This is a genomic window from Sunxiuqinia indica, from assembly GCF_009847015.1.
Classification (GTDB): Bacteria; Bacteroidota; Bacteroidia; order Bacteroidales; family Prolixibacteraceae; genus Sunxiuqinia; species Sunxiuqinia indica.
Map to the genome: position 1 here is coordinate 269,779 of NZ_WVEM01000006.1, position 19,129 is coordinate 288,907.

General features: G+C 41.3%; 15 protein-coding genes. 3 read left to right on the top strand and 12 right to left on the bottom strand.

All coding sequences use genetic code 11. From position 1 onward, the window contains the following. Positions 1-4: 4 nt before the first annotated feature. From GR929_RS11265 to GR929_RS11295, 7 genes are all read right to left on the bottom strand, one after another. On the bottom strand, positions 5-2,452 hold the full coding sequence (locus GR929_RS11265) for an ABC transporter permease (RefSeq protein ID WP_159519821.1): 2,448 nt from the start codon (positions 2,450-2,452) through the stop codon (positions 5-7). Between the two features lie 94 nt (positions 2,453-2,546). Next, positions 2,547-3,242, bottom strand: coding sequence for an ABC transporter ATP-binding protein (locus GR929_RS11270; protein WP_159519823.1), 696 nt, complete (start codon positions 3,240-3,242; stop codon positions 2,547-2,549). Between the two features lie 130 nt (positions 3,243-3,372). Continuing rightward, positions 3,373-5,721, bottom strand: a complete 2,349-nt coding sequence (locus GR929_RS11275) for an ABC transporter permease (RefSeq protein ID WP_159519825.1) — start codon at positions 5,719-5,721, stop codon at positions 3,373-3,375. Between the two features lie 84 nt (positions 5,722-5,805). Then, a complete protein-coding gene (locus GR929_RS11280) occupies positions 5,806-6,504 on the bottom strand; it encodes an ABC transporter ATP-binding protein (RefSeq protein ID WP_159519826.1) in 699 nt (232 codons plus the stop codon). An 82-nt stretch (positions 6,505-6,586) separates the two neighbouring features. Beyond that, positions 6,587-6,967, bottom strand: a complete 381-nt coding sequence (locus tag GR929_RS11285; protein WP_159519828.1) for a four helix bundle protein — start codon at positions 6,965-6,967, stop codon at positions 6,587-6,589. Between the two features lie 79 nt (positions 6,968-7,046). Further along, positions 7,047-8,261, bottom strand: a complete 1,215-nt coding sequence (locus GR929_RS11290) for an efflux RND transporter periplasmic adaptor subunit (protein WP_235934281.1) — start codon at positions 8,259-8,261, stop codon at positions 7,047-7,049. A gap of 195 nt (positions 8,262-8,456) precedes the next feature. After that, positions 8,457-9,797, bottom strand: coding sequence for a TolC family protein (locus GR929_RS11295; protein ID WP_159519830.1), 1,341 nt, complete (start codon positions 9,795-9,797; stop codon positions 8,457-8,459). A 179-nt stretch (positions 9,798-9,976) separates the two neighbouring features. Between GR929_RS11295 and GR929_RS11300 the strand changes: the two genes are divergently transcribed. The 3 genes from GR929_RS11300 to dcp all read left to right on the top strand — a co-directional run bounded on the left by GR929_RS11300 (position 9,977) and on the right by dcp (position 15,001). Then, a complete protein-coding gene (locus tag GR929_RS11300; protein ID WP_159519832.1) occupies positions 9,977-11,344 on the top strand; it encodes a sigma-54-dependent transcriptional regulator in 1,368 nt (455 codons plus the stop codon). Continuing rightward, positions 11,341-12,693, top strand: a complete 1,353-nt coding sequence (locus tag GR929_RS11305) for a sensor histidine kinase (protein WP_235934283.1) — start codon at positions 11,341-11,343, stop codon at positions 12,691-12,693. The genes GR929_RS11300 and GR929_RS11305 overlap by 4 nt, the downstream gene beginning before the upstream one ends. A gap of 178 nt (positions 12,694-12,871) precedes the next feature. Next, the gene (gene dcp, locus GR929_RS11310; protein ID WP_159519834.1) at positions 12,872-15,001 is read left to right on the top strand and encodes a peptidyl-dipeptidase Dcp; all 2,130 of its coding nucleotides are present in this window, start codon (positions 12,872-12,874) and stop codon (positions 14,999-15,001) included. A 176-nt stretch (positions 15,002-15,177) separates the two neighbouring features. Here the strand turns inward: dcp and GR929_RS11315 are convergent, their stop codons facing one another. The 5 genes from GR929_RS11315 to GR929_RS11335 form a co-directional block, all read right to left on the bottom strand. After that, positions 15,178-15,372: a PspC domain-containing protein gene (locus GR929_RS11315; RefSeq protein WP_159519836.1), complete on the bottom strand. Its 195-nt coding sequence runs from the start codon at positions 15,370-15,372 to the stop codon at positions 15,178-15,180. A gap of 12 nt (positions 15,373-15,384) precedes the next feature. Next, on the bottom strand, positions 15,385-15,882 hold the full coding sequence (locus GR929_RS11320; protein WP_159519838.1) for a DUF4252 domain-containing protein: 498 nt from the start codon (positions 15,880-15,882) through the stop codon (positions 15,385-15,387). 174 nt (positions 15,883-16,056) lie between these two features. Beyond that, positions 16,057-17,697 carry a PspC domain-containing protein gene (locus tag GR929_RS11325; RefSeq protein ID WP_159519840.1) on the bottom strand — a complete coding sequence of 547 codons (1,641 nt, stop codon included), beginning with the start codon at positions 17,695-17,697 and terminating at the stop codon, positions 16,057-16,059. Positions 17,698-17,744: 47 nt separating this feature from the next. Then, positions 17,745-18,077: a PadR family transcriptional regulator gene (locus GR929_RS11330; RefSeq protein ID WP_159519842.1), complete on the bottom strand. Its 333-nt coding sequence runs from the start codon at positions 18,075-18,077 to the stop codon at positions 17,745-17,747. A gap of 53 nt (positions 18,078-18,130) precedes the next feature. Then, positions 18,131-18,604 (bottom strand): hypothetical protein, encoded by a 474-nt coding sequence (locus tag GR929_RS11335; RefSeq protein ID WP_159519844.1) that lies wholly within the window; start codon positions 18,602-18,604, stop codon positions 18,131-18,133. Between the last annotated feature and the right edge of the window lie 525 nt (positions 18,605-19,129).

A 19,129-nucleotide genomic window follows, 5' to 3' on the forward strand; every position in this document is an offset into this window, starting at 1 on the left:
TTAATTACTCATACCTCAACGCCTCAACCGGGTTCCGCGTAGCGGCTCTCCAGCTTTGCCAACTAACCGTTAATAAAGCAATTCCCAAAGCCAGCAAACCTGCAAGTGCAAAAATCCACCAGCTCAAACTGGTTTTATAAGCAAAGTTTTCGAGCCATTTATTCATCGCATACCAAGCAATGGGGGTCGCGATCACAAAAGCAATCGCCACCCACTTTACAAAGTCTTTATTGAGCATAGCCATAACTTCAGATATTTTGGCGCCATTTACCTTACGGATGCCGATTTCTTTTGCCCGCCGCCGGGAAATGTGCAGAGTAATGGCAAACAGCCCCATCATAGCAATGAAGATAGCAATTCCGGTGAACAGCAAAATGAACGTTTTTAAACTGGCTTCCCGATTGTATTGAACCTCAAATTTCTTATCTAAAAAGGAATAGCTAAATGGTGCATCAGGATATGCACTATTCCATTTATTTTTAATAAAATCGATGGTTGTGCCCATGTTTCCAGGTTTTACGCGGACCGACACATAATTATGAAAACGATCAAATAAAATGGCAAACGGACGAATGTTTTTATAGTAGCTCTCGAAATGAATATCCTGTACAACACCTATGATATTCAGTCTCGTTAGTTGTTCCTGATTCGCACGAATCTCGCTGTCGTAAATAAATGAACCCACTGGGTCTTTCAAGCCAAGACTTTTGACGGCCGATTCACTTAGAATAATACTGTGGCTATCATCGTAATTTTTTGCAAAGTCACGGCCTTCAATTAAATGTAGTCCTATCGTCTGGATAAAATCGTAATTTCCCCGATATGGGATCACCATGTGATTGGCCGGATCACCTTGCTTTTTCATGTAAAGTGGTGTGTTATAATCGCCATCACCGGGAACAGTGCTTGAAGTAGTAATTGAAACAATGGAAGGATCATCCAGCAATTCCGATTTAAAATTGTCAAAGTTCTGGCGCAATCCCCAAACCGGAGCATCTAAAACCACCACATGTTCCTGATCGTAACCAGGATTTTTATGCATAAAAAAACTCAATTGGCGGCTTACCAATATTGAAACAGAAATCAGGATGATGGCTATAACAAATTGGCCGGTTACCATCAACTGGCGAGCTGTACTCTTACTGCTATAAGCTGTTTGGTTTTTAATAAGAAAAACACTGTTATCTGCTGCCAACCTAATGGCCGAAAACATTCCACCTCCACTACCTATCAGGACAATCAATCCTACAATCAAGAGGTATGTAAGTGGTGTAGAAAAAAGAGCAAGATTACCAATTCCGGGAGAAAGCGGTTCAAGATTCTTATAACTTATCCAGCTAAGAATAACCGCCAATACCATAGCAACCGATGCAATTCCGAGCGATTCCAGCATGAAACCTGAAAAGATGTCTTTTCGTCCGGCACCGGATATTTTTCTCAAGGCGATTTCTTTAGCCCGTCCCATATTATTGACGGTGAGCAAATTCACGTAATTCAAAAACGCAACAACCAATACAAGTAGAGCTGTTCCAATAGCAATATAAACATTGTTAACCCGACTGTTTGGTTTCAGCTCGCTTTCAAAATCGGAATGCAAATGGATATCAGTCACGGGTTGGAGCAGAAAATGCCAGTAATCATGTCCCGGGGTCTCGGTCGTGGAAAACTCCTTATTGAATCCGCCGTTGATATACGTTTCAACCAATTGCCCCAGTTTCTTTTCAACCTGTTTCGGGTTGGCTCCTGATGAGAGCATCGCATAAGTATAGTAAGTGCTGTTAAGCCAATGATCGGTGTTGCTATCAGGATCGCCACTACTGGCAAACAGAATATCAAAGTCAAAATGGGTCTGTTGCTTCGGTTTTTGACAGATTCCTGTAACCTGATAGGGACGATATCGCCCCCAAATTTTTAGACTGAGCGATTTACCGGGAATTATGCCCTGATCATAAGCTTCCTTCCCAAAGTACTTGATGGCTGTTTCTTTGGTCAACACAATCGTCTTTGGGTTCTTTAAAACTGTTTCGGCATCCCCCTGAATTAACTCCAACTGAAAGACTTCAAAAAAATTAGAGTCAGCCTCCACGACCTGTCTTTCATTAAAGGCCAGAATATGATCTGGATCCGAATCATTTTTAACTGAAATATTGGGCCACTTCCAAAGTCGGGTGGCCTTTTCCACTTCGGGGATTTCGCGAACGAGTGTTTTTGCTAATGGCGGAGCAGCCATTGCCGAACTAAAATCAATGCCACTCATTTCAATTTTTGCTGCCACCCGGTACAAACGCTCATGCGACGGATACCAACGATCGTAGCTTGTTTCGTTGACCACGTAGGCATAAACCAACAGAGAACAAACAAAAGCAATGGTCAATCCGAGTAGATTGATACCCGAAATGAATTTGTTCTTCAAAAAGCCCCTGCTCGCAAATTTCAAAAATAGTTTTAGCATCGTTTATTAGGTTTTGATTTTTAGTTTAATTCTACCGCAGCGCCTCTACCGGGTTCCTCGTCTCAGATCTCCGCCAATTTTGCGCCTTATAGTTCTATTCTGTTAACAATTCGGCCTTGTTTATTTTGTCTGCCCTAATAAGTCCATCTTCCAATCGAATGATGCGTTTTCCGTATCCTGCAAATTTTTCGTTGTGGGTAACCTGAATGATGGTCATTCCCTCGTTGTTCAATTCACGAAGCACCTCCATAATCATTTCGCCCTGTGTTGAATGAAGATTTCCCGTAGGTTCGTCGGCCAGCAGAAGTTTTGGTTTGCCCACAATGGCACGGGCTATTCCAACCAGCTGCTGTTGACCGCCCGAAAGTTGTGGCGGGAAAAGGTCTTTTTTGGCCACCATATTAAACCGGTCGAGCAGATCGGCAACCATCGCTTTACGCTCTTTGCTTTTTACACCTTTGTAAATAAGCGGTGTTTCAATATTTTCATACACTGTCATTTCTTCAATGAGATGATAGGCCTGAAAAATAAATCCCATAAAATTACGGTGGTATTCCACTTTGGCCTTTTCCTTCAGGTCGAGTACTGATTTATCGTATAGCAAATAACCTCCGGCTGATGGAGCATCGAGCAATCCTATAATATTCAGCAAAGTTGACTTGCCCGAACCGCTAGGCCCCATTATACTTAGAAATTCGCCTTCCTGTACTTCCATGCTAACAGACTTAAGAACAAAAGTCCGCTGAAACTTTGAATCGTAATACTTGTCAATGTTGGATAGTTGTATCATAATATTTAAACGTTAGTTATAGATTGATTTATTCTTTAGTCTGTATTTCAATTTCATTCTGTTCGTTTTAGTAATTGTCATTAGCTTTTGCTGGTTCTCCCTTCAGGGAGCTAGAGGGTGCAAAAGCAGACTATTCATACCGCAATGCTTCCACCGGATTCCGCGTTGCCGCTTTCCAGCTTTGCCAGCTCACTGCCATAAAGGCTATAAACAATGCAAAAGCCGCACTGATCAGAAAATATAAAGGAGTAATAGATACCCGGTTTACAAAATGTTGTAACCATTGATGCATGGTAAAATAACTGCCAACAAAAGCGATAACAATGGCAATAAGAACCAGGATAAACGTTTCTTTTAACAGCTCTCGCACAACCTGTGTTTCAGTACTGCCAATTACCCTCCGTATTCCGATCTCTTTTCTGCGTCGGTTTACATTCATCACCGAAAGTGCCATTAATCCAATAAAACTGATTATGATCGCCAGTCCGGCACCGGTAGTCACCAGTTTTATCATACGCTCTTCGTTGGTGTACTTATTGGCGTAAACATCGGTCAACTGAAACTTGCTGATAATGAGTTCCGGCGAATAACTTTTAATTACTTCATCAATTTGGGCCAGCTGCGCAGACGTAGTTCCTGCTTTTGTACGCACATAAAGGTTATTTACATTGTTGCGGTAATTTGTAATAACAAGTGGCGCAATTGGTGCTCCGGGATGATCGATGTAGTAAAAATCCTTTGCAATCGCAATCACTGTTAAAGGTTCATCAAACATATCAACAAGGCTGCCAACTTTCACATCAGGCCCCAGCATTTTTGCCGCTGCCTGGTTAAGAATTACTGCCTTTTTATCTGATTCAGACTTATTAAAATACCGGCCGTCAACCAATTCAAGTTGCATGGTTTTTGCAAATCCGGGATGTACACGATATTCGTCGATACCTTTTAAATTACCGGGATCGCCGTATTTTTTTATTCCCTGTCCGCTTGAGCCTTGTCCCATCGCATGATCGGAAACAGCCACATCTTCAACAAATGCCAGTTGCGACAATTCATCAGCAATAGACGACGCACTTCTTCGCACCTCGTTATTCAGGTTGGTAATTCCGATTACATTCTCGGGATTAAAACCAAGTGGCACTTCCTTTAAATAGTTCACCTGGGCAAAAACAATTACCAGCGCACTAATGAGAAAAACAGAAATGGAAAACTGCGAAATAACGGCAATGCGCGACAAAGTGCTTTTGCGCTTTACTTTAGACGACTTTCCTTTAAGCGCATTTACCAGGTTTAATTTCGACAGATAATAACTTGGATAAGCCCCCGAAACCAGTATTAAAACGGTAAGGATTGCCATAACCAGTAAAATACCGGAGAAGGAAAACATGTCTGAAAGTTCGATCTGGCTTTTCATTAGCCTCGCAAACGCGGGTTGAACAAGCGCTGTTAGTCCCAATGCTAACACAAACGACAAAAGACTGATTACCGATGTTTCGGTGAAGAACAACCGCGACAACGTGCTTTGCGTTGCTCCCAACGATTTTCGTGAAGCAATTTCTGCAATCCGTTTTTCGCCATGCAAAACATACAAGTTGATGTAATTTACCATGGCAATAAGCAGCATCAAAAAGGCAATGCCTGCAATAATAAACACGTGTGTCAAATTGGCTTTTGGCGAAAGATCGAAATCAACAACGGTATGTAAATGTAGATCTGCCAGCAGCTCAGTCCCAGTTTCCACCGTAAGATTGAATGGTTCTCCCCACGGTTTCATCAGCTCGTTGTTTGCAGCGGCTATTTTTTCGCCTACCGAAGCTAAATCGGCATTTTCATCAATTCTGAAATAAGTGTAAAGCTCCAGTCCTCCCCAGTTCTCGGGATGAACCGTTTGCATCGACACCAGCAAATCGAAATTAAAGTGTGTGTTATTGGGTAAATCATTTATTACACCGGTTACGGTAGCCTGCTGCTCCGAAACATTCAGCACCTTACCAACACAATCTACGGTGTTGAATACTTTTAATGCCGTTGACCGGGTAATTACCGCATTGTTTTCACCCTGCAAAGCATCGTTGCTGTTTCCCTGAATGAGCTCCAGTCCGAAAACATCAAAAAACTCTTTATCGGCATACAACAGCTGCAAATTGGAGAATTTTTGCTTCTCAAATTCTGCTGTAGTATTCCAGCCGTTATAAATCTGAGTGGCCGATCTTATTCCCGGAACCCGCGATGTGATTTCGGTATAAGCTTTGCGCAAACAAATGGCGTAATTGGTGGTGTTTCCATTTTCGGTAACTGCATTGTAAAGACGAAGAACATTGTTTTTTGTTTGAAAATGCTGGTCGTAACTTAACTCGTGTTTCAGGTAAACCGACAATAACAATACGGCACTTAATCCAATGGCCAATCCGGGCAGGTTTACAAAAACCAGCAAGGGATTTCGCCTAAACATTCTGAATATAAATCGTAAATTTTTCATGGCTTTCGATTTAATGAAGGGTACGGAACAGAGAGCATGGCGTTAACTTCTCTCTGCCCATTGCACTTTGCGCACCGCTCATTGTTACAGCAGCATCTCCCCAATTTCCTTTTTCACTTCTTCGGTTAAAATCTGTCCATCAAATAAATTCACAACCCGGTGTGCAAATTCAGAATCGTGCAAAGAGTGCGTTACCATTACAATGGTGGTGCCTTCCTGGTTTAGCTCGGTAAGCAGGTTCATGACTTCCAGTCCGTTTTTCGAGTCGAGGTTACCAGTTGGCTCATCGGCAAGAATTAACTTCGGATTGGCAACTACAGCACGAGCAATGGCTACACGTTGCTGCTGACCACCTGAAAGTTGCTGCGGAAAGTGTTTCCGGCGATGACTAATTTTCATCCGTTCCAGCACTTTTTCGACCATGGCTTTTCGCTCGCTGGCTTTTAGTTTCAGATAGATGAGTGGCAGCTCCACATTTTCATACACATTTAGTTCATCAATCAGGTTGAAGCTTTGGAACACAAACCCAATGTTCCCTTTTCGGAGCTGGGTGCGGTTTCGCTCTTTCAACTGGCCCACTTCTTTCTGATCGAAGAAATACTCGCCCCCAGAGGGATTATCGAGCAGACCAATGATATTGAGCAACGTTGACTTACCACAACCCGATGGTCCCATAATGGCAACAAACTCGCCTTTCTGCACATGCAGACTGACTTGATTCAACGCACTGGTTTCAATATCTTCCGTGCGAAATACTTTGGTTAAGTTTACTGTTCGTATCATATTTTCTCTTTACTGGTTGAATGGTTACAAGGTCACAGGTTAAATGGTATGAGGTTTGCCGGGCATTTCCTTGTCTTAAAATCTACCCTTTCACCTTACCACCTTTTTCCCTGATACGCTCTCTATATGTTATCATTTTTTGAATCATCGCTGAAAGAATTATAGTCCTATCAATAAGCGATTCATTATTCTCTATCAAATAAATCTTGTTGGCAATAATTAATTGAGTTCTTAGCTCAACACATGATCCTTTTGCCATTTTCAAAAATCGAATGAACTCGTTATTCGACTGACAATCAGACCCCTCAGAGATATTTGAAGGAATAGAGACCGCAGATCTTTGAATTTGATCTCTAAGTCCAAAATCATTACATGACTTAAGCAAAGAATAAACCTCAACTGCCATGTTCACTCCTTCTTTCCAAATCTTTAAATCTTCGAATTTCTCTATTCTATTTTCCATTATTACATAGTATTAGGATGAAGAAATAAAAGATACAAAGTTTTCACCGTTTTACCTTTTACCATTCTACCCTGTCACCCTACTTAAATGCAATCTTATCATTATCTCCAAATAAATCGTAGCTGGAGGTGATGACCTGTTCACCCGGCTGAAGTCCTTCTATTACCTCGTAATATTGCGGATTTTGCTTACCAATACGAATGGAACGTTTTACAGCTTCGGTGCCATCGTCATTTAACACAAATACCCATTGCCCCCCGGTGCTTTGGAAAAATCCGCCACGTGGTAACAGCACTGCTTTCTCGGGCTGCCCCAGTTCTAACTTGGTATGATAAGTTTGTCCGGTGCGAATGTTGTCCGGCTTCTCGCCTTCAAAAATCAGATCAATTTCAAACTGTCCTTCGCGAACTTCAGGGTATACTTTTTTTACCACTAGCTGATACTCTACACCTCCCCGATCGAAAGAAGAACTCAGTCCACGACGCACCCGGTCGATGTAATGTTCGTCTATCAGTGCATTGATTTTGAAATTAGTTAGAATATGGAGCATTCCCAGCCGTTGCCCCCTCGAAATGGACTCTCCAATTTCGGCATCTAACAGCCCTAACTGACCATCAGCAGGTGCTTTTACATTTAGATTTTCTAGTCGATGGCGAGCCATTGACAGATTTAGTCGCATATTCTCCAAGCTCTCATCCATGTTCTTCTTTTGATTGGTACGAAAAATTGAATCCTGCGTAAATTTCTGATAGGTCAATGCCTTCTCTTTTAAAGAGAGTTCGAAATCTTCCTTTACCTGCAAGTATTCTTCTTTCGCAATTAAATCCTCTTTGTACAAAGCATCGTACTGCTTATATTTCCGTTCAGCCTGAATAATCTTAAGATCGACCTGCATTTTCGAACGCTGATTTTCAATTTGCTGCTGCTCAATGCTAATCTGCGTATTACGTAATTCGTTTGCCTGGTAAGCCAGTTGCGATTCGCTGTTCATTATTGTTGTATTCAAATCGCTATTTTTCAACCGAAGAATAACATCTCCTTTTTTCACCATCTCCCCTTCTTCAATCAAAATTTCCTCTACTTTTCCTCCTTCTTCAACATCAAGATAAATGGTTGTAATCGGTTCTACCTGGCCTATAATGGTAATGTAATCGTTAAACTGACCATCCTCAACAGTGCTAACCGTAAGCTTATCCTTTTCTGCCCGAAATACCGACTGATGATCACCAAATCCAATCTGATAGATTAGAAATACCAACAACAGAACTCCTGCTGCTATGTAAAAGTGCTTCATTTTGAGCCCTTTTTTCTTTTCTATAACCTTGTCCATCGACATAACTAGTAATTTTAAATTCCTGTTTTAAATCTGTTAACCATCATCCCGAACTTGTTTCGGAAGGCTGAAGCGCAGACCGACCCTGAAATAAATTCAGGATGGCTTCTTCATTTGAGATTGTTCTTTGCTCCATCCTCTTTGCTCTCTGCCCCACTACTCCCAAAACCGAATACCTTTGTAGAAATCAAGTGTTTTATTTTTGATCTCCCATTGAAGTTTCGCAAATAACAATTGCCCCTTTGCTTCAGCCATCCGGTTTTTTACGGTCAACAGTTCGATCACATTAATCAGTCCTTCATCATATTTTCGTTGCGCTACTTTAAAAGCCAAACGCTCGGCATCCACTTGCTTTTCGGTTTGAATATACTCACGAAACAACGCTCTCAGTTCGCGCACGTTGTTATGCAGTTCGTAATAAACTTTTTGTATGTAGCTATCCAATTCTACCTGTGCTTGTTCCTTGGCCAGCTTAGCCTGCCGAAACTGATTGCGTCGTTGGTTTTTCTGAAAAACAGGAATGGAAAGTGAGGCCCCGAGATATTGTCCCATGTTGTTCTCAATCTGATCAGCAAACGGAATAACCACTCCCTGATCATTCTTGTACGTTTCATAGTAACCGGTACTTACGGAGCCATTCAAATAGATTGATGGCAAGAATTGTCCTCTGGCAATAGCCACCTCTTTAGCCGCAGCCTGTAGTTCGGCCTCCGCAATTTTTACATAAGGAGAATTCTCAACATAAAAAGAAAAAAGAGAGTCAGAATCAACCGATAAATCACCGGCAATAACAGACTCTCCCGTATCGACTTCAAACCGATCTAATCTGTTGGCCGGCAAATTCATCGCCTGCCCGAGTACCAACCTTGTTTCTTCCTGTTTGTTTTCTGATTGTATCAGGTTAAGCTTTTCTTTCTCGTAATTGGCTTGCATCTCAGCCAAATCCGATTTGGCTTTCAGACCTGTTTTTACCAACATTTGTGTTTTCTCCAGATTGTATTCGGACAAATTCAGTTGCTCCCTCGAAATTTCAACCACCCCCTGATAATAAATCATGTTGAAATAAGCCATCAATATATTGAAGGCAAGATCATCTTCATGATTAACTTTCTTCCATTCTGCAACCTCGCGCCTGTATTTTGCATAGGCGATCTGGTTTTTTAGGATAAAACCTCTAAACAGGGTAAAGGAAGCACTCAGACTGTTTGAATTACTGAAATTTTGGGTATTGGTTACTGTGCTCGAATAATCATCCACGGTACGCCCAAAGTTAACTCCGGCTGAAGAGGATGCCGAAATTGAAGGCAATAAATTAAACTTAGACTGCTGGGCATCAATTCGGGCCGATTGTTCAACTAATTCAAGCCCCTGATGCGTTAAATTATGCTCCAGCGCATAATTGATGCACTCATTCAAACTCCATTTGTCCTGGGCTTTTAAATTACCAAACAGGGAAACAAGTCCGAACATCAGTAAATATATTCTAATCAATCTCATATTTTCTGTTTTCAACACAGTCATCATAGCGATTACAATGCCAAAGTACTAAATAGCTAACAATCAACATGCTGAAACAACAAGGACTTTAAAATTGTAAAATATATTGACAAGAGATTGTAAAATTATTTGACAGGCTATTGCGATTCATTTACAGGTCATCTAATTTTGAAATAAAAATGTCCACGGGAAACATCCTCATTGTTGACGATAACAAAAGTGTATTGAGCGCACTCGAAATTTTACTTTCGAATGAATTTGATCTGGTTAATTGTCTATCAAATCCTAATCTGATTACCACAGAATTACGAAAAAATCAGTATCACTTGGTCTTGCTCGATATGAATTTCAAAGCTGGCGTTAACACTGGAAACGAAGGTATTTTCTGGCTGAACCAAATCAAGGGAAATCACCCGGAAATTTCAGTTGTTCTGATTACCGCTTATGGTGATGTAGAACTGGCCGTTAAAGCGTTGAAATCGGGAGCTACTGATTTCATCCTGAAACCCTGGGACAATACCAAACTGTTGGCAACCATCCGCTCGGCCATTCAGTTGAGCATGTCGCGCGAGGAAGTCAAACACCTGAAATTAAAAGAAAAAGAACTAAAGAAAGTCATCAACCGCGAAGAAAAGTTCATTATTGGTTCGTCCCCCGAATTGATGCATGTTTTGAAGATTGTACGAAAAGTAGCCAAAACTGACACCAACGTGCTGATTACCGGTGAAAATGGAACCGGAAAAGAATTAATTGCCCGGGAGATTCATCGCCTGTCGAACCGAAAAAATGAGATGCTGGTTGATGTGGACATGGGGGCTGTAAGCGAATCGCTGTTTGAAAGCGAACTGTTTGGCCACGTAAAAGGAGCCTTTACCGATGCTCGCGAGAACCGATCAGGGAAATTTGAGGTCGCCAACAAAGGGTCACTTTTTCTGGATGAAATTGGGAACCTCTCCTTTCATTTGCAGGCCAAACTGCTGGCAGCCATCCAAAATCGCGAGATCACCCGAATTGGATCCAACCAAACGATCGCGATTGATATCAGGCTGATTTGTGCCACCAATAAAAACCTCCCGGAACTGGTTGAAAAAGGGCTCTTTCGCGAAGACCTGCTTTACCGCATTAACACCATTCAGATTGAAGTTCCTCCCTTGCGAGATCGCGGAAACGACATTCTGATTTTAGCCGATTTCTTTCTGAAAAAATACGCTTATAAATACGACAAGGCATCATTAAAACTGAACAACCAAGCGCAGGATAAATTACTGAAATACCACTGGCCCGGAAACATTCGGGAGCTGGAGCACAGCATTGAAAAAGCCGTCATTCTGAGTGAAAACAACATCCTGAAAGCCGACGACTTTTTCCTTCGTCCGGTAACCGGAGTAAAAAGCGAAACCGACACGCTGAGGCTCGAAGAAATGGAGAAGCGCATGATTATCCTTGCACTGGAGAAAACCCCCGGCAATGTGACTGCCGCCGCTGAACAACTTGGCATTACCCGACAAACGCTCTACAATAAAATGAAAAAATTCCGTATCGGATGAAACACTCATTTTTAATTAATATTCTGAGTCGACTGCTACTAATTATTGCCGTAGCCATAGGAATTGGCTGGGCCTTTTTTGGCGCCAATCAGCTAATAGTCGGAAGTGTGCTGTCGCTATTTTTGGTTATACTTCTCTTCAACGTTCTTCACTATCAGAATCGGGTAAACGAGCGAATCAATTATTTCTTTGAGGCCGTTAAAAATGAAGATTTCAGTCTGGCATTTCCTGCCCACAAAAACGACAAAATCATTCGGGAGCTGAATACGCACCTGGCCGATGTAAATAAGCAAATCCAGCTGATTCAAATGAAGAATCACCAACAGGAGCAATATTTCCGGGCCTTGATTGAACATGTAGGAATCGGCATTTTATCGTATGACGAAAACGGCTTCGTAGTCCACGCCAACAGTGCCTTGAAAAAATTGCTGGGGTTAGAACAGTTCACCCATCTCAAACAGCTGGAAAAAGTGGACAACAAGCTCGCACAATTATTACCGCAGATTCTGCAAAACGGACAACGACTGATCTCGTTCAACAACAAGCAGGGAAAGGTCAATGTATCGATTAAAGCCAGCACTTTTCAGAATAAAAATAAGACCATGACCTTGCTTTCGGTGCAGGACATTAACAAAGAGCTGGATGAAAAAGAGCTGGATTCCTGGATGCGACTGATTCGGGTGCTCACTCACGAAATTATGAACTCTATCGCCCCGGTTACTTCCCTCTCTGAAAGCTTGAGCAATTTTTTCACCAAAGAGGGTCAGCCAATTTCGCCTGCCGAAATCAATCAGAAAATGATTAACACAACGATTCGTGGACTGGAAGTGATCAAAGAGCAAGGCAACGGCTTGATTACGTTTGTTGAATCGTACCGAAAACTAACGCGTTTGCCCAAACCGGAGAAGAAGCTCATTTCAATTGGCGATTTGCTGGAAAAAACGGCTTTGCTGCGCCGCTCAAATTTGACCGGCAACAAGATCCGCATCAACGTTACCATCCCGAACGACAGACTTTTACTATTAGCTGACGAAAAGCTGATTTCACAAGTACTGATCAATTTGGTGAAGAATGCGGTTGAAGCTCTTGAAGGACAAGAAAAGGGTGTCATCGAACTGTCGGGCAGAGAAAATCAAAACGGAGAGGTTGAAATTTGGGTTCGTGATAATGGCCCGGGAATTTCACCGGAGTTAATCGACGAAATTTTCGTGCCGTTCTTTACCACGCGTGAAAGTGGTTCGGGCATTGGACTCAGCCTATCACGCCAAATCATGCGCATGCACGGCGGAAGCTTAAAAGTAAACTCCATACCCCAAAAAGAAACTTGCTTTATTTTGCAGTTTAGCTGATTATACTCATTGTTGTAATTTTAGAATAAACACTATCTTTGTTTTCGCCTGACTATTAACCTAATATCCGGCTCAACATCCACCTCTCCGAAAAGTAATGGGGGTTACTTTTCAGAGAGCATTGAAGTCAACCTACTTATGTCGATTTACTGAAACTTTACAACTTTAATACATGACAATGAAAAAGAGAATTTATTTACCGGCTGTGCTGCTTGTTTTAATAACAACGGCATGCGGAACCGGACAACAAAAACAAAACAACGAATCAATGGGAAATAATCCATTACTATCTGAAAGCAGCTTGCCATACGGAGCTCCAGATTTTGCAGCAATTAAGACCGAACATTTTCAACCAGCCATCGAGGCCGGAATGGAGGAACAGTTAGAAGAAATCGAAGGAATCGCCAACAATCCGGAAGCACCTACTTTTGAAAACACCTTGGTTGCCATGGAAAAAAGCGGCCAAACATTGAGCCGCGCCTATAGCGTTTTTGGACTACTCGCAGGTGCTAATACCAGTCCTGAAATTCAGCGCATCGAGGAAGAAGAAGCTCCAAAATTAGCTGCTCACTCGGACGCAATTTTCATGAACGACAAACTATTTCAACGGGTAAAAACAATTTACGAACAGCGTGAAAGTCTTGATTTAGATGCTGAGTCAGTTAAATTGATTGAATACTATTATCAACGATTTGAAATAGCCGGAGCCAATCTTTCAGACGAAGCGAAAGAAAAGATGAAAGCGCTAAACGCCGAGGAAGCAACCTTGAGCACAAAATTCAGCAACATCATGGTTGCGGCAGCCAAAGCCAGTGCACTGGTGGTTGACTCCAAAGAGGAGCTAGACGGACTTTCGGAAGGCGAAATTACGGCAGCTGCCCAAAAAGCTGAAGCCGCAGGCCTGGCTGGGAAATACATGATTCCGATTCTGAATACCACGCAACAACCGGCATTGCAATCGCTAAAAAACCGCGACACTCGCCAAAAATTGTTCGAAGCATCGTGGAAACGTGCTGAAAAAGGTGACGAAAACGACACCCGCGAACTGATTGAGCGACTGGCCGAACTCCGTATAGAAAAAGCGCAACTGATGGGATTCAAAAATTACGCCGAATGGAAATTGCAAAACCAAATGGCTAAAACCCCTGAAGCTGCTGAAGAACTTCTAGGCAAACTAACAAGTGATGCAATCGCCAAAGCCAGAAAGGAAGCTGCAGATATTCAAAAGCTGATTGACAAACAAAACGGTGGTTTCAAGCTAGAAGCGTGGGATTGGAACTTCTATTCGGAACAAGTTCGAAAAGAAAAATACGATCTGAATCAAAGTCAGATTAAACCTTATTTTGAGCTGAATAACGTGGTGGAAAACGGTGCGTTTTACGCAGCAACTCAATTGTACGGTATTACGTTTAAAGAACGCAACGACATTCCGGTTTATCAGGATGATGTGCGTGTATTTGAAGTCTTCAACGAAGATGGTTCATCAATCGCTTTGTTTTACACCGACTACTATAAACGCGACAACAAATCGGGTGGAGCCTGGATGGGCAACCTGATTGAACAGTCAAAATTGCTGGGCAACAAACCGGTTATTTATAATGTGTGCAACTTTGCAAAACCAGCTCCGGGCGAACCAGCCTTAATCAGCTACGATGATGTAACAACCCTGTTCCACGAGTTTGGTCATGGTTTGCATGGCCTGTTTGCCGACCAACAATACCCAAGCTTGTCGGGAACAAACGTATCGCGCGACTTTGTTGAGCTACCTTCGCAATTTAACGAACATTGGGCTTTGTACCCAACCGTATTTGCCAATTACGCTAAGCACTACGAAACCGGCGAACCAATGCCAAAAGAACTGGTTGAAAAAATTAAAAAGTCGGCTACCTTCAACCAAGGTTATGCTTTTTCCGAGTTTTTAGCAGCTGCCGTGCTCGATTTACAATGGCACACTCTTAATGCAGGCGACAAGGTGGAAGACGCCGATGCTTTTGAACTGGCTGCTTTGAAAAAAACCGGTATGTACCTCAAGCAAGTTCCTCCACGTTACCGTTCGAGCTATTTTAACCACATTTGGGGCGGCGGCTATTCTGCAGGCTACTACGCATACTGCTGGGCCGAAGTGCTGGACAATGATGCTTTTGCCTGGTTTCAGGAGAACGGCGGTCTGACTCGTGAAAATGGCCAACGTTTTCGTGATATGATCCTTTCCAGAGGAAATACTGAAGACCTTGGAAAAATGTTCCGCGACTTTCGTGGAAGTGACCCTGACATCAAACCACTATTAAAGAAACGTGGCTTGATATAGTAAATAGTGCAAATAATTTTGTGTCATGTTTCGAGTCTTTAACAATTTGTGATAGAAGCGAAACCGAAAATATCAAATAGGTCCGTGACCTTAGTCATCGGTTCAATAAAATGAAAACATAAAAAATCCGGTCTTTTCAGAAAAGGTCGGATTTTATTTGTCCTATATGGATGTGTTTATCGAGCTACGTCCGGGTCCGGTAAGGCAATAGCCAACACCAGGTAAGCCACAATCAAAAGTGGATTCATAAATGCCAATACGGCAAATATTATTCGAACAATAACCGGATCTAACTCCGGATTAATATACTCTGAAAATCCGCCACAAACTCCGGCTATTCTTTTGTCGTATGATTTTGTTAATCGTTTCATGGTATTCTTTTTTTAATCTCCAATCGTCATATTCAAACCAATTTCCTGAATTCCTTCAACATCATCAATATCAAATTTGCCAAAAAACGAAATCAGAAATTGCATATCATCATCGGCTTCGTTCTTAATAAATACGTGAAACTCTTTTGCTTTTCTTTTATTGCCCAGCATCCAGATTTCAGCATTATTATCGTCGTCAACCTCAACAATCCGATTGTAAGCTGAGGACAGTAGTTTCGAGGCCTTTTTCATAAAATCGGTTCCTGTCAAACTTCCTTTTTCCGGATTGTACGACAAAAAGCGAATCTCATTCAAATCACCTTTGATGGTCTTTCCTTCGTCGTCCAAATCGATATTGAAAGCGTCGGTCATGCTTTTGGTAAAAGCAAAGTAGGTAACACCCGGTTTATTTCTGAATGAGTCGAATATCTTGTCTGACTTACTTTGTCCGAATACCGCAGCTGTCGATACAAGAAAAAGTAGTCCTAATATGATTTTAAATTGTTTCATATGATTGAAATTGTTTATTTATAAAGTATCATATGGAACTCGCACTTTAATCATTACCAGTTGTGTTTTGACTAAACATGCTTGTTTCATCATTTTATATTTTGCTGGTGTCCCTTCCGGAGATCGCCCCGAAAGTCAATCTCCGAAAATAAAAACACAAGGACACACCATGTGCTAATTGTTTGTTGAATATTCTTGCAGTTCGCCTGAATCTTCCTGTAACCCGAGCTCAGTCATTTTCCAGTATTTACCCGCCATGTCGCCATCCCAGGTATTCGAAGTATTTTCAATATCGTAGATTATTTTAACCAGTTCATCTCCCAGATATACTCTCTTATTTTCAGGAACTTTCACCGTAATATCTACTTCTTGCTGTAACCATCGGCTACCGTCAGCCAACCGGTAATAAGGGTCAAAATAGATGGTTGAATCGTTTAACTGATACTGATAAACGATTTCCTGAACATTATCTTTTGCCTCTTCAGAACTCGCTCCACGCGACTTTTTACGCACCAGAATCACGAAATCATCGGTATTGCTTCGTTCCACATCCAAGCGAGGTCTGCCAAGTAATGTCGTTTCTCCATTTTCAGTAATCACTTTCATCCGATCAAGATCCATATAGTAATTATGACGTCCACTGTAGTTATCATCAGCCAAGTTCAAATACAAAGTTTGGCAACTATCACACTCTACCTTATTGCTTTCGGTTACGGTTGTTTGCTTACTGTAGTTATCGACCTGAGCAAGCGAAACAACAATCACGGTAACCAGCGCAACCAACCAAACACCCAGTGTTCCTAAAAAGATTACCTTATTATTTGTGTTATAGCGAAACACCATTTTAGTTCCAATAAATAATATCCCGAGTAATGGAATACCAACTAAAAAGCCAATGGCAATCAGCAAAATGGTTAACGAACCGGGGCTAATAAAGTAATTAGCGATTCCGGGAACATAAAATTCTGGTCCTATTCCGGCAATCCATGGAGCAGCCTCCATAAAGGAATGACCGACAATCATAGAAGTCAGAAAAGTGATTAAAGAGATAAAACCGAATAAAATCATCAATACTCCAAAAATGATGATGAGTACTTTCAAGCTTACCCGAAGAATGCTGTAAAGAACATCGCCAAAACGGCCGGCATTCTCTCTTCCTTTATTATAAGAATCAGAGCTTTTAAATTTTTTGTAGCTGGCTTTTACTTCATCTACTTCTTCTTTGATCGATTTTTCAATGTTTGAAACAGTAGCTTCCTGTCCCCTCATTTCTAACTTTTGAGCCGTTGTGCGAGCCTTTGGTACTGCAATCCACAGCAATAAGTATACTGGAATAATGACCCCACTTGTCACAAATATTAATATAAAAGTGATAATTCGAAGTATGACTGGATCAATCCCAAAGTATGCACCCATTCCACCACAAACACCTCCAAAAACACGGCTGTCCGGGTCACGATACATACGTCGTTTGGTTTTTCCGGTTGTGGTATGGGTTTTACTTTCAGCCTTCGTACCTGTCTCTTCTGTTTCATCTTCGTCAATTTCACCTTCCATGAAGTCTTCTGGCTTGCCCATTCTTGCCATCACTTCATCAACCCATGACTCCTGGATCACATTTTTGTCACCCTTTTCCATCTTTTCGTTGAAAAGTTCAGCGATTCGGGTTTCAATGTCCTGTAATATCTCACGACCTTCTTCGTTTGGACCAAAATGCTGATTGAGCATTTGCAAATAGTTCTGCAGTTTTTGGTAAGCATCTTCGTCAATGTGAAAAACGCTGCCGCTAATATTAATTGTAAATGTCTTTTTCATCTCTGTGTGTTTTTGTGCGTTTGTGCTTTTGTTTTCCGTATTGATTGTTACGATTTGCTTTTCTTAATGGTACCAACAGCTTCAACCAATTCGCTCCACGATTTTCCCAGTTCTACAACGAACTCATTTCCTACTTCTGTCAATTCATAGTACTTCCGTGGTGGTCCCTGGGTCGATTCTTCCCATTTGTAAGCCAGCAATCCGGCGTTTTTCAAACGGGTGAGCAAGGGGTAAAGGGTTCCTTCAACAACGATCATTTTCGAATTTTTCAACTCGTCAATAATATCGCTGGCGTAAAGAGGTTTCCCATCGAGTACTAATAAGATACAGTACTCCAAAACCCCTTTTCGCATTTGTGCTTTTGTATTCTCGATCTTCATAATTCTTCCCTTTCATGTCTGTTTAAAATTGGATCTGTCCGCCGCCCGATAAACTACATTCTCCAGTATTTATCATTAGTCATCCATGCTTCCAATTTCAACTCTTTGTCTTGATCTGTTGCCAGTGGACTATTGAAGTGACTATCATCTTCCATCCAATCTTCAATCTCAAGATTTTTCTCAGCTTCCGGTGTTGCCATGTTGATAAAAGAACCAAAGTAAACGTCATCGGTCATCCATGTTTCTACGTTCAACTCCGGATCAACTGCTTGCTCGAAATAAAAAGTTGAGCTTGATGCTTCTGTTGGCAAAGTACTTTCACCCGCGTTTACATCGGCTGCCGATTCTTCAACCATCAACAAGGCGACTTGTCCAAAACTGTTATTGGTCAACAACTGTTTCCAAAATCCTTGTGCACTGACTGTAAAACTAATTAATACAAAACTAATAATTACTGCTGCACTTCTTAACAATACTTTTTCAACTTGATTGTTTCTGTTTTCTGTTTCGCTGTTTTGTGTTTTCATGATTTGTCCTCCTGTGCTTTTGTTTCTGTTTTCTGTTTTCTGATGCTTTTGTTTAACTGCTTTTGCTTTGAGAGCTTATTGTTTTCTGTTTCTGTCTTTAAGACGATTGTTTTTCGTTTTCGTTACACTGTGTATAGAACTTTTTTAAAACTATTTCTATTCTTTACCTCGAATTCGGTATTACAAATATATGTACTTTAAATGGTTCTATGCAATACAAAGTACTATAAATTTTCCATTAATTTTCACACGCGCTCTTATACATCTGTATTACAACATATTACATCGCTATGTTTTTTGGCATCTTTTTAAAATTATTTGAATAATATGACTTTTATCATTATTTACTGCTAGTCACAATAGCAAAAAAGGAGGAACAACATCTCAAATAAGTGGCTATTTAAGTCGAAATGCATTCCATTTTGTCAATTTCTGAAATCATTTTCAAACTCCGCATCCAAAAAACCTTTACACTTAACTTAAAGTTTACGTTCTTTTAAGATGTATACTATTACTTTGGAGTGC

Coding starts and splice junctions, on each gene's coding strand:
- GR929_RS11265 (WP_159519821.1), bottom strand. CDS start 2,452: ATGCTAAAACTATTTTTGAAATTTGCGAGCAGGGGCTTTTTGAAGAAC.
- GR929_RS11270 (WP_159519823.1), bottom strand. CDS start 3,242: ATGATACAACTATCCAACATTGACAAGTATTACGATTCAAAGTTTCAG.
- GR929_RS11275 (WP_159519825.1), bottom strand. CDS start 5,721: ATGAAAAATTTACGATTTATATTCAGAATGTTTAGGCGAAATCCCTTG.
- GR929_RS11280 (WP_159519826.1), bottom strand. CDS start 6,504: ATGATACGAACAGTAAACTTAACCAAAGTATTTCGCACGGAAGATATT.
- GR929_RS11285 (WP_159519828.1), bottom strand. CDS start 6,967: ATGGAAAATAGAATAGAGAAATTCGAAGATTTAAAGATTTGGAAAGAA.
- GR929_RS11290 (WP_235934281.1), bottom strand. CDS start 8,261: ATGAAGCACTTTTACATAGCAGCAGGAGTTCTGTTGTTGGTATTTCTA.
- GR929_RS11295 (WP_159519830.1), bottom strand. CDS start 9,797: ATGAGATTGATTAGAATATATTTACTGATGTTCGGACTTGTTTCCCTG.
- GR929_RS11300 (WP_159519832.1), top strand. CDS start 9,977: ATGTCCACGGGAAACATCCTCATTGTTGACGATAACAAAAGTGTATTG.
- GR929_RS11305 (WP_235934283.1), top strand. CDS start 11,341: ATGAAACACTCATTTTTAATTAATATTCTGAGTCGACTGCTACTAATT.
- dcp (WP_159519834.1), top strand. CDS start 12,872: ATGAAAAAGAGAATTTATTTACCGGCTGTGCTGCTTGTTTTAATAACA.
- GR929_RS11315 (WP_159519836.1), bottom strand. CDS start 15,372: ATGAAACGATTAACAAAATCATACGACAAAAGAATAGCCGGAGTTTGT.
- GR929_RS11320 (WP_159519838.1), bottom strand. CDS start 15,882: ATGAAACAATTTAAAATCATATTAGGACTACTTTTTCTTGTATCGACA.
- GR929_RS11325 (WP_159519840.1), bottom strand. CDS start 17,697: ATGAAAAAGACATTTACAATTAATATTAGCGGCAGCGTTTTTCACATT.
- GR929_RS11330 (WP_159519842.1), bottom strand. CDS start 18,077: ATGAAGATCGAGAATACAAAAGCACAAATGCGAAAAGGGGTTTTGGAG.
- GR929_RS11335 (WP_159519844.1), bottom strand. CDS start 18,604: ATGAAAACACAAAACAGCGAAACAGAAAACAGAAACAATCAAGTTGAA.